Genomic DNA, 15,340 nt, shown 5'->3' on the forward strand with positions numbered 1-15,340 from the left:
GCCCACCCACCACCCACTCCGAATCCAGCGTGGCCAAAGCAACTGAGATCCAGGCGCCCTCTGCGTAATGCGCGCTGTGCCACGTCAGCGATGAGCCGCATTGCTGGCAAAAGCAGCGCGTGATGCCGGGCGATGAGGCAAAGGAGCGCAACTGCTCCTGGCCCTGGGTGAAGACAAGGTCCTTTGCCGGCACGCTGCCGTAGGTGGCGAATGCGGCGCCGTGGGCCTTCTGGCAGATGCGGCAGTGGCAGTGCGAGACGGCCTTGGGACTGGACCGCAGTTCATAGGCGATGGCGCCGCACAGGCAACTGCCGGTCAGGGCAAGAGGGGGGCTATCCGGGGCGTTGCTCATGGTCAGTCGGGCGCAAAAAAGGCGCATGCAATTGTGCATGCGCCCCAATGCCGCGAGAGGGACGCGCGGCAACCCCAGGAGTCATCCGTTTCGTCAGTCGCCGATGACCTGCAGCCCGCTGCCGTCCCCATGCGCCTGCAGGCACATTCTTCCGAGATCGTTGAGAAAGCGCAGCACGGGCATCTCGCCCACGCAGGCGGGGATGGCAGCCATGATGTCGTTGTGCAGTTCCAGCAGCTGGTCGGCGGCGACGAACATGGCGGCGGATTCGCCGTAGTAGTGCCGCCAGAAGTCCTGCAGCAGGCCGTGGCGGGCCTTGCCTACGACCAGCGGATAGCCGTTTTCCCAGACCTGTGCGTCCATGGAAAGGCTGGCCAGGCCAGGGTCAACAGGCCGCGCGCTGGCGGGGATCAACAGTACACGTCGCATGTCCATGCTCATTTGCGTCTTCCAGGTGCGCCAGTGGACTCGGGCAACCCGGTCCGGGAGGAGGGTGAGAGGGTTCGCACCGCAGGCGGCAAGAACCGGTTCCCACTTTATTCACGTGTGCACAACAAGAAAATTACAGCTGATTACATGCGGCGAGCGATGCGCCGTGTGCCTGCCGTTCTCCGTTGCAGTTCGCCGTTCAGGCGCTGCGCGCCCCGCCTTCGATCTCGAACGGAAAGTCCCCGAAGCGCAGGCTGCCACGCCGCCGCTCCACCAGGGCGGGCGAGGCAGCGCATTCGGGCAGGGCGCTGAGGATCTGGTGCTTGGCGCGGAAGATCTGGATGTTCACGTACGAGGGCTCCACGCCCAGCATGCGTGAGAGTGCATCCAGTTCTATCCAGCCCTGGCTTGCGGGGGCCAGGCCTTTTTCTGCGTCCTGTTGGCGCACGCGGGCCAGGGTGACCAGGGTGTAGTGGTGTATGCGTTCGCCCAGCGCAATGGGCTTGCCGTCGCTCATGACGGTCAGGCTGGCGTGCTCTTCGTTCTGGCTGACGGTGAAGCGAAAGGACACTTCCGGTGGCTTGGGCGCACGCGGGTCGAAGCTGCTTTCCCGCGTGGATTCCAGGTCGTCGCATTGCACGAATTCCCAGCTGCCTGCGGAGGTGTGGACCATGGCGCCATCGACCAGGGGCTCGGTGCCGTCGCCGGACTCCTGAAGCCAGCGGCCGTCCTCGAAGAAGACGTTGGCTTCGGGCTCCTGCGCGTCGGGCAGCAGGGTGCCGCGCGGGTTCAGGGCCAGGGGGCCGTCCTGGGGCAGTCCCGGGCCGGGGCTCAGGCAGGTGATGGGAGGTCCCAGGTCTTCCACGGTCCAGGCCGCTTCTGCGCCTTCGCCCATGCTGAGCTTGGCGCCCACCGCCAAAACGGTCCAGCGGCCGGCGACCAGGCGCACGCCGTTGAGCATGGTGCCGTTGCGGCTCTGGTCCACGATTTCCCAGGTCTGCCGGTTCCAGCGGAACAGTGCGTGGACCTGGGAGACGTCGGGCGCCTTCATGACGGTCTGGCAGACCGAAGGATGGCGGCCGAAGGTATGCAGGGGCCGCAGCACGACGATGCGGCCGTCGAGTTGGTTACGAAAGAGGGCCATCGCCTCGAATTCTCCTTGGGGCTTGTGTGAACAGGGGGTGGGCTGGGGGCGCATTGGCCCGGAGCCGGCAGCCTGTTGCCAAGCTGAGAGAGTACATGCCCGCTGCGCTTTTCAGTTTGTCAAACGTACAGAGCCTGCGGATTCAGTTCGGATTCCTGCAGCGGCCGGCTGCGCCAGCCCAGGGCCATGGGTACGTTGCGCAGCCGTGGATTGCCCAGTTCCGGCCAGATATGGCACAGGCCGGGAATCACGACTTTGACGGTGTGCACAGGGATGTCGGGGCGCGAGTGGTCGTAGACGATGGTTTCCAGGCCCAGGCCGCGTGCGATGTCCACGCAGCGCGCAATGGCCTGGGCAATGTCCGGCGGCGTGGTGTCCGGCGTGTGCCCAGACAGTGGCGCAGGCTGTTGCGGCGGCGCATCGGCGCTGTCCGCAGGGTGCAGGAAGGCCTGCAGTGGCTCGGGCACGGCAAAGCTTTTGCCGGCCGCGATCAGCTGGCTGATTTCGGTGAGGGCGCGTTCGCAGGCCAGTGCGCGGTCCAGGCTGCAGCCAAAGCCCACGGCCCATTGGCCGGTGTCAGCGTGGCGGCCCACGGAGACGACCACGGGTATGCCGAAGTCGTGCGTGATGTCCAGCAGCCAGTACGACCATTGCGGTCCGCAACTGCGGTCCAGGCGCTGGCGCGTGGCCTGGTCGATGCCTTGCAGCGCAATGGCGGGCCTGCGGATCTGGCCGTACCACCAGATGGCGGCGGCGTCGCGTTCCACCAGTTCCATGAAGCCTTGGAGGATGGCCTCTTCCCGCGTGTTGCCGGCCGCGCAGCCGTTGGAGGTCCAGCCGACATGGTGCAGGCTTTGCGCGGGCGCATGAGCCAGGCAGAAGGCCAGCGGCAGGTAGCGGCACGCATCGGCGGTCAGGGACCAGGCTGGCGCCCACCACAAGGGTTCGCCCTGGCCGGCGCTGGGGGCCACGGCATGCGGTGGCTTGTCGGTGGCAAAGCCGGCAGTCTGCCGGTCGCTGAAGCGGGCCAGCGCTGTGGGCGCGATGCAGGGCGCGTCCAACTCGGCGGCGGGGGCGATGACTACGGCTTCGTCTCCCTGGTGGAAGGCGGCGTAGCGCTCCACCGCTTCGCACATGGCGCTGGCGCGGGCCTGCATGGCCGAGAGGCCCTTGCCCAGGCACAGCTGTGTTCCGGAGCCGGCCAGGCTGGTGCTGCCGGGGGCCGGTGTTCTGAAGATTTCGCTGCGGTAGACGGTGAGCGCTTCGTCTGTCTCGGCCGTCAGCGGCGTGACCCGGGCAATCACGCCGGTCAGCGGGCTGACGTGCTGCGACAGGCGCTGCACCGTGGTCTCGGCCGGAACGCTGCGCCAGCCGCCATCGGCGCGCGCGGCATGCGTGCCTGGAACTGGCGCAATGCGTTCGCGCTGGCGCAGGGCCATCAGCCCTGGCGTGCCGCAATGCGGGCATTGCGGGCGGGCGGCCACCGGGTGGGGCTGGTCAGGCTCCAGCGTCCACACGGTTTGCTCCGCATCGGTGTGCGCCAGCAGGCGCTGCACCGTGGGCAGCAGGGCCTGCAGCCGCGTGGCGATGAGGTCGGCGCCGGCGCGCACGGGCGGGCAGCGGTCGCTGTCCTGAGGCTGGCCGTGCTTGCCGCCGCGTGCGGGATGGTTGCGTTGCCAGCGGTGTGCGAGGCAATGCCAGCAGGCCGCTGCCTGGGGTTTGAAAAGCGGTCCCGCCATGGCCTGCTCGCCTGTTGGCCGCACCAGCAGCCAGGGCCGGCCTGCGGCACGCTGGTTGGCGTCAATGGCGCCCAGGCGCGGGTCCAGATAGTCGTCGCAGAAAACGATGGTGAGCGGGGCGGGGGCGGGTGCCTGCGTGGCAACGGCCCCGGCAACGGCCGCAGCCCAGTGGCAGGCGGCTGTGCCGTCCAGCGCTGCAGTCAGCATGACGATGTCGATCTGCTCCGATGCCTGCAGGCGCACGGGCGGGGCCGAGAAATCCGGCTGCAGATAACCGTGGCCGTTCACGTCGCTGTGCAGCACCGTCTGGACCAGGCCCTGGCGCAGCAGGGCGCCCAGGGCGTGCAGCATCTGTGCAAGCGGCGCATCGGGCGCTGCGGCGCAGTGCTGCATGAGGCTGTTGCCGGCCTGCAGCGGGGCGTTCAGCGCCAGCACGGCGGCGGAGCCCAGGGCCAGGGTGTCGCGTTCGCTGGCCAGCAAAAGGCGGTCGCCCTGCTGCACGGGCGGCAGGAATTTCTCGTGCCAGCGAAAGGCGTGGGCGAACAGGTCCGGGGCCGTGGGCTCAGGCAAGAGACGGTGCTCCGAGTTCAAGGCGGACGACGGCATAGGGGTGCTGGCCGGTGGTGGCGTGGAAGGCGGTCTCGAACAGCTGGTGCTGCTGCGAGAACCGGGCATACAGGTGCTCTTGCAGGCTGATGCGGATGGCGGGGTGGATGCGCTCTATCTGCGCGCCGTCCGCAAAGCCCGAGACGACGGGCAGGCGCATTCCGCCCACCTGCATGGGCAGCCTCGCAAGGGCCGTGTGCACATGGTCGAGCACGACGGTGCACGGCGGGCTGCCGGGCGCGGCAAAGCGCTGGGCCAGCTGCTGCAGCATGGCCTCCAGCGCAGCCTGGGGAAGATAGGGGCAGACGCCTTCCAGCAGCACCAGAACGGGCTGGTTGCCGGGCAGGGCGGCGGTGTCCAGCCAGGAGGTGTCGAGGATGGAGCAGGCGAGGTTGGCTTCAGTGCCTGCAATGTATTGCGCGCGCAGGGCGATGGCGTCGGGCAGGTCCACGTTCAGCCAGCGTGCGGTGCCGGCCTCGGGAGCCAGGCGGTTGCGCCGCGTGCACAGGCCTGCACCCAGCGCAATGCACAGGCCGGACGGATGGGCGGTCAGAAATTCGGTGGTGAGCCGGTCGAACAGCTGCGAGCGCAGCACCACGCTGCGTACAAAGGCGGGGTCGGCCGCATGGGCCTCGCTGGCCTGGGGCAGGGCGGCGGCAATGCGGCGCGCCTCGGGGTCGGAAAAAGGCGGCAGGTCCGGCAGTTCCGAGGAAGCTGCCGGACCTGCCGCCCGGGCACGTGCCGCCAGCGTCAGCAGCAAGGTGGCCGTGGCCCCTTGCAGCTGCGCCGGTGCCGTATCAGCAGGTGAAGGGGTAGGCGTCACCGGTGTTGTTGTAGGAGGTGAGGGCGATGGCCCACAGGTCCTGCTCGGCAGGTGCCACCGGGTAGTTCAGCACGATGCCGTTCTTGATGGCCGTGCCGTCTGCGCGCTGCAGGTTCCATTCGCCGCGTGCCGCATCCCAGGTGAAGGCCTGCTCGGTCTCGAAACGCACCTGGAAGTTGAACGGGTTGTTGTAGCCCAGCCATTGGCTCAGCACGGGGGCCTTGTCCTTGCCGTCGTCACGCGTCAGCTCTGCGTGGAACTCGGGCGACTGCCAGGCCAGGGCGATGGCGCGCAGCACCACGCCGCCAAAGGCCAGCAGCGAGTCCGGGCCGCCGCCGGGGATGCCCAGGCCCGTGGGCAGGGCGGCCCTGAGCGTGCCGTTGCTCGGTTCCTCGAACGAGGTGCTGACGCCCATGAAGTTGGGGAACAGCTGGTAGTAGGCGGCCAGGGCCTCGGAGGCATGGGTCTGGGGCGCCTGGGGCAGGACGATGACGAATTCATCGTCAGGGCCGATCCAGCCGGCCGTGAGCACGGGCTTCCATTCGGCGCGCTGGGTGGGGTCGTCGCTCAGGCGCAGCGACACATCGACCTGGGGCCACTGGGTCGGCAGGCTGAAGTCGCGGTGCAGCATGGGCTGGATGTCGCGCTGCCCCAGCAGGTCACGGCGGTAGGCGTCATCCTGCCAGGAGCGGGCGATGGCCCGCAGATAGGCAAGGCGGAATGCGAGCAACGGTTCAGTATTCTGCAGCTGGGTGGTCATGTGACTTCATCCTCGGTTCAAGAAAAATGCGCCTGGCCGGGCCGGGGCCCGGACAGGTGCACGGACAGTTCAGGCCGCAGCGCGGCCAGCTCACTCAGGCGCGCGGCCACGTCCGGCCTGGCGGGTGCCAGGGCCTGCGACAGGGCCAGCGCCTCGGTTTCGGTGCGGTACTTGCCGGCGGTGCGCGCAGTCCCTGCCGCCTGGGCCAGGCTGTCCTGCACGGCTGCGTGGTCGGCGCCCATGGCCAGCAGGAAGCGGGCCTTCTTCAGGTGCAGCTCGCTGCTGTGCAGCCGTTCGTCCAGTACGTCGGCCAGGCGCAGGCATTCGTCGATCTTGTCCAGGGCCTCGGCCCAGCGCCCGCTGGCCGCCAGCATTTCGGCGACGAAGGAGCGGTAGTAGGTCTGGCAGTAGCGGCAGCCCATGTCCCAGAGCAGCTGCGCCGTGCCGCTGGCGCGTTCAATGCCCTCGGCGCTGGCGCTGCCTGCGCTGTCACCCAGCGCCCAGCAGCGGATGATGTCCGCATAGCCCGAGAACGCGGGCAGGCCGTAGCGGGCCGTGATGTCCAGCAGCTCGCCCGTGGTGGCCAAGGCGCTTTCCTTGTCGCCACGCGCCTGGTGGACCAGGGCCTGGTAGAGCAGGGCCATGCTCAGGGAGGGGATGTGCGAGACCTCGTGCGCCAGGCGCACGGCGTCGTTCGCATCGGCCAGCGCGGCCTGGTCGAAGCCGGCGAACCAGCGCACCAGGGCGCGCCCGCAGGTGGCCCAGACGCGCGTGTCGAAGCCGAACTCGGCCGCATGGTGGGCATGGGCCACGGGGTCGTAGCGGGTGATGGCGTCGGTCAGCGCTTCTTCGGCCTGCTCGAATCGGCCGTCGGAGTAGTGGGCCAGGCCCAGATAGGTCTGCGCGGCCACCAGCACGCCCGTGTCCTGCTGGCGCACGGCCTGCTCCAGCAGGCGGTGGCTGAGCTGGCGCACTTCCTCGCGGTTGCTGGCCACGTGGTGGTAGGTGATCAGCATCCACAGGTGCTGCACCTGCTTGTAGTCGGCCACCGCGTTGGCGCCGGGGCCGGCCAGCAGCTCCTGCGACAGCGCGATGCTTTCCACCACCTGGGCATGGGCCCAGCCGTGCTTGTTCATCAGCGCCTGGGTTACGTAGCTGTTGACGTCCAGCCGCGCCTCGCGCTGGGCCACGCCCTGGAGCTGGTGCAGCCAGTCGTCGATGTGGCGCGCGTAGGCAATGGTTTCATCGTTGAGCGAGCGCAGCTGCGTGATGCGCAACTGCCGCACCGCAAGCGCCACGGCCTGGGCATGGTCGCCCGCGTCTGCCCAGTGCTGGGCCACGCCTGCGGGTTCTGCGGCAACGCGCTGGGGCTGGTGCTGCATCAGGGCCATGGCCACGTCGCGGTGCAGCAGCCGGCGCTGCGATGCCAGCATGCATTCGTAGGCCGTGTCGCGGATCAGCGCGTGGCGGAACATGAAGGCGCCGGCGCCCGCACGTTCATCGGCAATGACCAGGCCGGCCTGGCCCAGCTGCGCCAGTTCCTGCTCGACCTCGCCTTGCGGGCGTTCCACGCAGGCGCACAGCAGGCCGAAGTCGAAGTGCCGGCCCATGGTGGCGGCCAGTTGCAGCAGCGGCTTGAGCGGGCCGATGCGGTCAAAGCGGCTGACCAGCGAGTCGCGCAGGGTCAGCGGAATGGCGGCCGGCAGCCCGGCATGGCGAAAGTCCCAGACGCCGTCCTGCTCCACCAGGTGGGCATCCAGCAGCATGCGCGCCATTTCCTGGATGAACAGCGGCACGCCGTCGGTGCGCTCCACCACGTGGCGGATCACGGCCGGGCTGAGCCTGCGCGGCGCCAGCGTCTGGCGGGCCAGCTCGGTGGCCTGCGCGTCTTCCAGGCGCCGCACGTCCACGCACTCGGCCTGCAGGCCTTCGGGCGGCTGCCACTGCGGCCGCGCCGTCAGCACCAGCAGCACGCGCCGCCCGGGCAGGCGCGCTACCAGTTGCTCCAGCAGTTCGATGCTGGTGGGGTCGGCCCAGTGCACGTCCTCGACGACCAGCAGCAGGGGCTCGGCTTCGGACATGTGCAGCAGCCATTGCGCGGTGGACTGCAGCAGCAGCGCCCTTTGCATGACGGCCGAGATGCGGCTGGGCTCGCAGTCGCCCAGGGGCAGCGAGAGCCAGGCGCACAGAATGGGCAGGGCGGCCTCGGCATCGCAGCCTGCGGCGCGCAGGGCTTCGCGCATCTGCTCGCGGTGGTCCTGCGGGGGATCGGCCGCCTCCAGCCGCTGCCGTATCAGGCCCAGGAAAGGGGTCAGCGCGGTGTTGCGGTGCTCGGGCTGGCATTGCAGCACCACGGTGTTCGCGCCCTGTGTCCTGGCGTGGACGAGCAGCATGTCGGCCAGGCAGGATTTGCCGATGCCCGGCTCGCCGCGAATCCACAGCGCATTGCCCCCGGCTTCGCGGGCCCGCGCCCATGCGTCGTTCAGGCGCTGCAGTTCGGGTTCGCGGCCTATGCACTGCAAGGCTGCATCGGACACAGGCCCTGGCAGTGGCTCGGCCGGCTGTTCCAGCTCCAGGCGATAGGTCTGCATGCCCGTGGGCTGGCCGGGCAGGCGCAGGCTGCCGGCTTTCTCGAAGCGCGCATGGCGGGCCAGCAGGCGATGGCTGCTTTCGCTGGCCAGCAGGGTGCCCGCATCGGCGATGGCCTCCAGCCGCATGGCCACGTTGACGGCATGGCCCGAGGGTGCTTCGCCGCCGACCACCACGGCCATGCCGGTGTGCAGGCCCATGCGGATTCCGAGGTGCAGTCCGTGGACCTGCTCGATGGCGGCCGCGCGGCTGCGGCTGAGCGTCAGCAGCTCCTGCGCCGTCATGCCGGCCTGGCGGGCATCGGTGTCGCTGGTGTGCGGGTAGCCGAAGAGCACCAGCATGCGGTCGCCCAGCGTGCCCGCCAGCATGCCTCCGCGCCGGGTGGCAACGTCGGAGAACAGCGTGAGCTCTTCGCGCTGCAGCAGTTCGATGTCTTCGATGTTCAGCCCCTGCGAGGGCTGGCCTGCGGTGCGTGCCGCGCTGTCCATGCCGTGGGTGTCGCTGCCCGGCCACAGGGAGACGCTGCAGCACAGCACGGTGAGCTGGCGCACTTCGGAGAACACGCGTGTGGTGGCCACGGTGCGTGTCAGGTCCGCCTGCTGCACCTGGGCGGCGGCGGGCAACTGGCCCACCAGATCGTCCAGCCGCACGCGCATGAGGTCCCTGAGCAGGGCCGCCGCCGAGTCGCTGCGCTCCGCGGGCCGCTTCTTGAGCGCCTTGCGCAGCAAGGTGGCGATGGGGTGGGTGGAGATGGCCGGCGGCAGCTGCACTTCCTGCGGGCTGAGCTGGCGGTGCACGATCTCGGCCACCGAGGCGCCCTGCACGGCGGGCGTGCCCGTCAGGCATTCGAGGAACATCAGCCCCCAGGCATACAGGTCGGTGCGGGCGCTGGGCGGCTCGCCGCGCAGCTGCTCGGGGGCGCTGTAGGCGGGCGTGCCCAGGCACTCGTCGCCCATGGTGAGCTGCGAGACCTGCGGGCCGGCAAACTGCGGAATGACGGTGCCGATGCCGAAGTCCAGCACCATGGCGTGCCGCACGGCGCCCGTGGAGGTGACCATCACGTTGTCGGGCTTGAGGTCGCGGTGCACGATGCCGGCGGCATGCGCGCAGTCCAGCGCATCGAGCACCTCGGCCATGAGGCGGCCGGCCTCGGCGGCAGTCAGCACGCCCTGGCGGCGGATCAGGCTTTTGAGGGTTTCACCCGGCACATATTCGAAGACGCCGTAGACGCAGTCGCCTTGCTCGCCCTTGTCCAGCAACTGGACGATGTGCGGATGGTGCAGGGACGCGCACAGCATGGTCTCGCGGTGGAAGCGCTCCACCTGGCGGCCGCCTTCCTGCAGCCTGACGACCTTGATGGCCACCGATGCACCCGTGCGCCGGTGGCGCGCGCGGTAGACGGTGCCGTAGCCACCCGATCCCAAGGTTTCCAGCAGTTCGTAATCGGGTATTTCCAGGGGGGCTGGCGCCACCGGGGTCACCGCAGCTTGCGTGGGGTTGGTGATGGCATCGTGCATTTCAGCCTCGGTTGGGGGTCCTCCTGGAGGGTATCCAGTCGTCCATTTGTCATACGGCAGACCGTGCTTTTGATACCGTTCGTTACTATAGCGTACGTCCGAATGCAATTGACTGTTTTTGCCTACGTGCTTGCCTATGGTCGCCGTCGCCGTGGCGTCCGGCGCTCAGGCCCAGCTGGCCGCATTGCGCAGCCGTATGCCGCTGGCATGCAGCGAGCTGTCCCAGACGCCGCGCAGCGGCTGCAGCGAATCGACGATGCGCAGCTCGGTGCCGCATTCCGCTAGCGCTTGCGGCAGATCGACCAGCAGGTCCCGGCGCAGGGGCTGCACGGCCTGCCGGCTCACGTACATGCCGGCGTCCTCCAGGCTTTCGAACGTATCGGCTGGCAGCTCGTACCGGTGTATCCGGGCCGCTTGCAGGCGCGCGGCCCAGGCGGTCTCCACATAGGCCACGGCCAGCGCTCCATCGGGCAGGGCGTTCAGCCATTGGGCCCTGTCTTCGCTGGTGCTGTGCTCGTGCGGCCATATGACGATGCGCGGGCATTCGCGCGGAAACAGGTACAGCCGCTGATGCGTCTGGGCGATGGCCCACACCAGGGGGCCGTTGAGCCACTCCTGCCCCTGGCGGCGGGGTGCCGCCTTCAGGACCGGGCGGGGCTGGAATTGCCGGATATCTCCGTCTTCGCTGAAGTGAAAAAGCTGCATGGCGCGCAGTGTAGGGCGCCGCGGTTTGCAGGTGCTGCGCCATCGCCTATGATGCGCGGCACCTGTGAATAATCACAGCTACCTGCAACCCATGGAAAGGTCCACGCACCATGAACGGTCACTGTCTTTGCGGCGCTGTCAGCTTTGTCTCTCCCCAGGCCCGGGAAATCGGGGCCTGCCACTGTGGATACTGCCGGCGCTGGGGCGGCGGCCCCATGCTGGCGGTGCATTGCGGGCCCGATGTGAAGTTCGAGGGCGGCGAGCACATCGGCACCTATGCATCCTCCGAATGGGCCGAGCGCGCCTTCTGCAGGCAATGCGGCACGCACCTGTACTACCGGCTGCACGCCACGGGCGAGTACTTTGTGCCGGCCGGCGCCTTCGAGTCGCAGGACTTCGAACTGGCCACGCAGATCTACATCGACAAGAAGCCCGACTACTACGACTTCGCCAACCAGACGCCGACCATGACCGAGGACGAGGTCATCGCCCAATACGCGCCCCCGCAGGAATGAGGCACAGCCCCATGCCCCTGCACAATGACTCCAGCGGCCTGGCAATGGAGCCTGCCGCACGGCCCGGCGATCCGCTCGACCGGGTCGATACACCCAGCCTGGCGCTGGACCTGACCGTCTTCGACGCCAACCTGCGCACCATGCAGGACTGGGCCGACCGCCACGGCGTGGCGCTGCGCCCGCATGCCAAGGCGCACAAGTGCCCGCAGATCGCGCTGCGCCAGCTGGCGCTGGGCGCGCGCGGCATCTGCTGCCAGAAGGTGAGCGAGGCCGTGCCCTTTGTGGCGGCCGGCGTGCGCGACATCCTGATCAGCAACGAGGTGGTGGGACCCGCCAAGCACGCGCTGCTGGCCCGGCTGGCGCGCACGGCGCGCATGGCCGTGTGCGTGGACAATGCGGCCAACCTGGTGCAGTTGTCCAGGGCCATGTCGCAGGCGGGCGTGGAGATCGACGTGCTGGTGGAGGTGGATGTGGGCCAGGGCCGCTGCGGCGTCACGGGCCCCGAGGCCGTGCTGGCCCTGGCGCGGCAGGCGCACGACCTGCCGGGCGTGAATTTCGCGGGCCTGCAGGCCTACCACGGCGCGGTGCAGCACCGGCGCAGCCGCGAAGAGCGTGCGCAGGTCTGCCGGGAGGCGGCGCGCCAGGCGGCGGCATGCGCGCAACTGCTGCGCGACAACGGCATGGCCTGCGACACCATCACGGGTGGCGGCACGGGCAGCGTGGAGTTCGACGCGGCCAGCGGCGTCTACACCGAGCTGCAGCCGGGCTCCTATGCCTTCATGGATGGTGACTACGGCGCCAACGAGTGGGACGGGGCGCTGGCCTTTCGCAGCAGCCTGTTCCTGCTGTCCACGGTGATGAGCACGCCCGCGCCGGACCGCGTCATCCTGGACGTGGGCCTGAAGTCCACCTCGGCCGAATGCGGTCCGCCTGCCGTGTACGGCACGCCGGGCCTGCGCTGCGTGGCCATCAACGACGAGCACAGCGTGGTGCGCGTGGAGCCGGGCGCCCAGGCGCCCGCCCTGGGCAGCGTTCTGCAGCTGCTGCCCTCGCACGTGGACCCGACATTCAACCTGCACGACGAGCTGGTGGTGCTGCACGACGGCGTGGTGCACGCGCTGTGGCCGATTGCGGCGCGCGGGCTGTCGCGCTGACGGCGACATGAAGCAAAGCCGCCGGCCTTTCGGCACGGCGGCTTTTTCGCGTCTGCGGCCTGCTGTGGCTTACAGCTCGATCTTGGCGCGGCGGATCACGTCGCCAAAGCGCTTGTTCTCTTCGACGATGAAGGCCTTGAACTCTTCGGGCGTGGGGAAGTAGTTCTCGTAGCCGAAGGTCTGGAACTTGGGCTGGATGTCGGGCTCGCGCAGGACTTTCATGGTGTCCTGGCGGATCTTCTCGACCACGGCGGGCGGCGTGGACTTGGAGACGGCAAAGGCATTCCAGCCGGTGACCACGGCGTCGGCCGGGCCGCCCGATTCGGCCACGGTGGGCACATCCTCGTAGCCCTTGAGGCGGTGGGGTGCCAGCACGGCCAGGAAGCGCAGCTTGCCCGAACGCATCAGCGGGCCGGCCGTGCCCGAGGAGCCCAGCGCAAAGGCCAGCTCGCCCGTGGCCACGCTGGTGTACAGCTGGCTGGTTTCCTTGTAGATGACGTGTTCCATCTTGGTGCCCGTCAGCGACTCCAGCAGGGCCGAGCCCAGGTGCACCGGGTTGCCCACGGACCACGAGCCGTAGTTGAGCTTGCCGGGGCGCGCCTTGGCGTCGGCAATCAGGTCGGCCACGGTCTTGTAGGGGCTGTTGACCGGCACGCAGACGAAGAAGAAGGTGCGAAACAGCGGCAGGACGACCTCGAAGTCCTTGTCGATGTTGTAGGGCAGCTTCTTGAACAGGTGGGGATAGGCGGCCAGGTGGACGTTGTCCAGCTGGATGATGTCCGTGCCGTCGGTGGCGCCGCGCTTGAAGGCCTCGATGGCGATGAAGCCGTTGCCGCCGGGGCGGTTTTCCACGATGACGGGCTGGTTCCACAGGCGCGCCAGCTTGTCGGCCACCAGGCGCGAAGTGCCGTCCGGCCCGCCGCCCACGGGGAACGGATTGATGATGCGCACCTGCTTGGTGGGCCAGTTGGCGGCGGCACCCGACTGGGCACGCGCGGGCGCCAGCGCGCCCAGGGCCAGGGCGCCAAGGGCGAGGCCCGCCTGGCGGCGATTGATGCTGAAGGCGCTGTCTTTCATGGTTTGTCTCCGAGTCGCTGTTGGGCTTGCTGGGTGGCTTGGCCCTATGCCGGGAATGCACGGGCCGCTCTTGTTTTTTACGCTCTCTTGCGGGAGCGGCTGGATGATCCAGTCGCCGCATTGTGTCAGTTCGCCGCAAAGCACCTAGCCATCGCCGCCGCTAGCAGCTATAGCAAAATGGCATAAGTGAGGAGACGATAGAACATGAATTTGCAGCAGATAGAGACCTTTGTGCATGTGGCCGAGACCGGCAGCTTCAGCAAGGCGGCCGTGCTGCTGGAGACGGCCCAGCCCGCACTGAGCCGCCAGGTGCGGGCGCTGGAGACCGAGCTGCGCGAAACCCTGCTGATCCGCACCGGCCGCGGCGTGACGCTGACCGACGCGGGCCGCCGCCTGCTGGAGCACGGCCACGCCATCATGCAACGCGTGGCGCTGGCCAAGGAGGATCTGGGCAGCCAGCGCGACGAGCCCGTGGGCCGCATCGTGGTGGGCCTGCCACCCAGCCTGGCGCGGCGCCTGACGCTGCCGCTGATCGACCTGTTCAGCAAGGACATGCCCAAGGCCCGCCTGGCCGTGGTCGAGGGCTTTTCCATGAACATCGCCGAATGGCTGACCTCGGGCCGCATGGACCTGGGCCTGGTCTACACGCCCGAGCCGCATCCGCACATCGAGGTCACGCCCGTGCTGGAGGAGCGCCTGTGCCTGATCGGCCCGGCGCACACCCTGGGCGGGCGCAGCGGCGTGCGCTTTGACGAACTGTCGCAGTTCCCGTTGATCATGCCGCAGCACGGCCAGATCTTCCGCAAGCTGATGGAAGCGCAGGCCACGCTGTCCCAGGTCAAGCTCAACGTAGTCTGGGAAGTGTCCAGCGTGCCGGCCATCCTGGACCTGGTGCGCGGCGGCTACGGCTACGCCGCGCTGACCGACAGCGCCATGCGCAGCCACCTGACCGATGCCGAGCTGGTGGGCATTCCCATCGAGTCGCCCCATGTGGTGAGCACGCTGTGCCTGGCGCAGTCGGCCAAGAAAAAGGCCACGCCGCTGATCCGCAAGACCTCGCTGGCCCTGCGCGAACTGAGCCGGCTGGTGTGCGCGCCGCTCTGAGCGGTTGCAGCGACGGCGGCAGGCCGCAGGTCAGCAGTCCTCAGAGCAGCGGCCGCAGCTCCCGCGCCGCCTCCTGCAGCAGCGGCAGCAGCTCGGCCGCCATGTCGGCGGGCGCCATGCGCTGGGGCGAGGTCACGATGTTGAGCGCGGCCACCGTGCGGCCCTCCATGTTGCGCAGCGGCACGGCCAGGGCCTGCACGGCCAGCTCATGCTCTTCCAGGGCCAGGCAGAAGTCCTGTCGGCGCACTTCGTCCAGCACGCCTTCCAGCGCTGCGCTGTCGGTGACCGTGTGGGCGGTCAGGCGCCGCAGATCGTGCGATGCCAGCCATTGCCTGAGCTCGGCCGCAGGCAGGGCGGCCAGCAGCACGCGGCCCGTGGAGGTGGCATGGGCGGGCAGGCGGCTGCCCAGGTGCAGGCCGTGGGCCATGAGGCGCTGGCCGCGCTCGTGCAGGGCGCTGCGCGCGACGATGACCACCTCGTGGCCATCGCGCACCACGCAGGAAAACGACAGCTGGGTCTGCGCCGCCAGCCGGTAGAGCACGGGCTGGACGATGCGCGGCAGCCGCGCCGAGGCCAGGTAGCTGCCCGACAGCCGCAGCACCTTGGGCGCCAGCCAGAAATGGCTGCCGTCCGTCTCCAGGTAGCCCAGGTGCGTCAAGGTCAGCAGATGGCGGCGCGCGGCCGTGCGCGTGATGCCAGAGCGCTCGGCCGCCATGGTGGCGTTCAGGCGCTGGCGCTCGGTGTCGAAGCTCTCCAGCACGGCCAGGCCCTTGGCCAGTCCGGCGATGAAGTCATCCGGGTCGATGGGAAAGGGCTGGTTCATGGG

The 15,340-nt window shown here is 68.9% G+C and carries 13 protein-coding genes; 3 read left to right on the forward strand and 10 right to left on the reverse strand.

Annotation, left to right across the window (positions count from 1 at the left end; translation table 11 throughout):
• The 8 genes from BW39_RS28255 to BW39_RS28290 all read right to left on the reverse strand — a co-directional run.
• A partial coding sequence (locus BW39_RS28255; RefSeq protein WP_043825547.1) for a GFA family protein occupies positions 1-352 on the reverse strand: 352 nt, incomplete at its 3' end.
• A gap of 93 nt (positions 353-445) precedes the next feature.
• Positions 446-781: a hypothetical protein gene (locus BW39_RS28260; protein WP_225970979.1), complete on the reverse strand. Its 336-nt coding sequence runs from the start codon at positions 779-781 to the stop codon at positions 446-448.
• A gap of 199 nt (positions 782-980) precedes the next feature.
• Complete coding sequence (locus tag BW39_RS28265; RefSeq protein ID WP_012206172.1) at positions 981-1,925, reverse strand: FHA domain-containing protein; 945 nt, start codon at positions 1,923-1,925, stop codon at positions 981-983.
• A 119-nt stretch (positions 1,926-2,044) separates the two neighbouring features.
• A complete protein-coding gene (locus BW39_RS28270; protein WP_043825549.1) occupies positions 2,045-4,270 on the reverse strand; it encodes a TOMM precursor leader peptide-binding protein in 2,226 nt (741 codons plus the stop codon).
• A complete protein-coding gene (locus BW39_RS28275; RefSeq protein WP_235264301.1) occupies positions 4,227-5,093 on the reverse strand; it encodes a class I SAM-dependent methyltransferase in 867 nt (288 codons plus the stop codon). The genes BW39_RS28270 and BW39_RS28275 overlap by 44 nt, the downstream gene beginning before the upstream one ends.
• Entirely contained in the window at positions 5,068-5,853 is a 786-nt protein-coding gene (locus BW39_RS28280) for a BMA_0021/BMA_0022 family TOMM bacteriocin (RefSeq protein WP_013801906.1), read from the reverse strand. The genes BW39_RS28275 and BW39_RS28280 overlap by 26 nt, the downstream gene beginning before the upstream one ends.
• A gap of 17 nt (positions 5,854-5,870) precedes the next feature.
• Positions 5,871-9,959: a TOMM system kinase/cyclase fusion protein gene (locus BW39_RS28285; protein WP_043825554.1), complete on the reverse strand. Its 4,089-nt coding sequence runs from the start codon at positions 9,957-9,959 to the stop codon at positions 5,871-5,873.
• A 165-nt stretch (positions 9,960-10,124) separates the two neighbouring features.
• Positions 10,125-10,664 (reverse strand): DUF6886 family protein, encoded by a 540-nt coding sequence (locus tag BW39_RS28290; protein ID WP_043825556.1) that lies wholly within the window; start codon positions 10,662-10,664, stop codon positions 10,125-10,127.
• Between the two features lie 110 nt (positions 10,665-10,774).
• Here BW39_RS28290 and BW39_RS28295 point away from each other — a divergent pair, with 110 nt between their 5' ends.
• Both BW39_RS28295 and BW39_RS28300 read left to right on the forward strand, forming a co-directional pair.
• Positions 10,775-11,179: a GFA family protein gene (locus tag BW39_RS28295; RefSeq protein WP_043825558.1), complete on the forward strand. Its 405-nt coding sequence runs from the start codon at positions 10,775-10,777 to the stop codon at positions 11,177-11,179.
• 11 nt (positions 11,180-11,190) lie between these two features.
• Positions 11,191-12,333 carry a DSD1 family PLP-dependent enzyme gene (locus tag BW39_RS28300; protein ID WP_043825560.1) on the forward strand — a complete coding sequence of 381 codons (1,143 nt, stop codon included), beginning with the start codon at positions 11,191-11,193 and terminating at the stop codon, positions 12,331-12,333.
• 69 nt (positions 12,334-12,402) lie between these two features.
• Here BW39_RS28300 and BW39_RS28305 read toward each other — a convergent pair whose 3' ends face one another.
• On the reverse strand, positions 12,403-13,410 hold the full coding sequence (locus tag BW39_RS28305; protein ID WP_013801912.1) for a Bug family tripartite tricarboxylate transporter substrate binding protein: 1,008 nt from the start codon (positions 13,408-13,410) through the stop codon (positions 12,403-12,405).
• 204 nt (positions 13,411-13,614) lie between these two features.
• Between BW39_RS28305 and BW39_RS28310 the strand changes: the two genes are divergently transcribed.
• Complete coding sequence (locus BW39_RS28310) at positions 13,615-14,514, forward strand: LysR family transcriptional regulator (protein WP_043825564.1); 900 nt, start codon at positions 13,615-13,617, stop codon at positions 14,512-14,514.
• A 40-nt stretch (positions 14,515-14,554) separates the two neighbouring features.
• Here the strand turns inward: BW39_RS28310 and BW39_RS28315 are convergent, their stop codons facing one another.
• Positions 14,555-15,337 (reverse strand): IclR family transcriptional regulator domain-containing protein, encoded by a 783-nt coding sequence (locus BW39_RS28315; RefSeq protein ID WP_012206162.1) that lies wholly within the window; start codon positions 15,335-15,337, stop codon positions 14,555-14,557.
• Between the last annotated feature and the right edge of the window lie 3 nt (positions 15,338-15,340).

This window comes from Delftia sp. RIT313 (assembly GCF_000632165.1).
Lineage (GTDB): Bacteria > Pseudomonadota > Gammaproteobacteria > Burkholderiales > Burkholderiaceae_C > Comamonas > Comamonas acidovorans.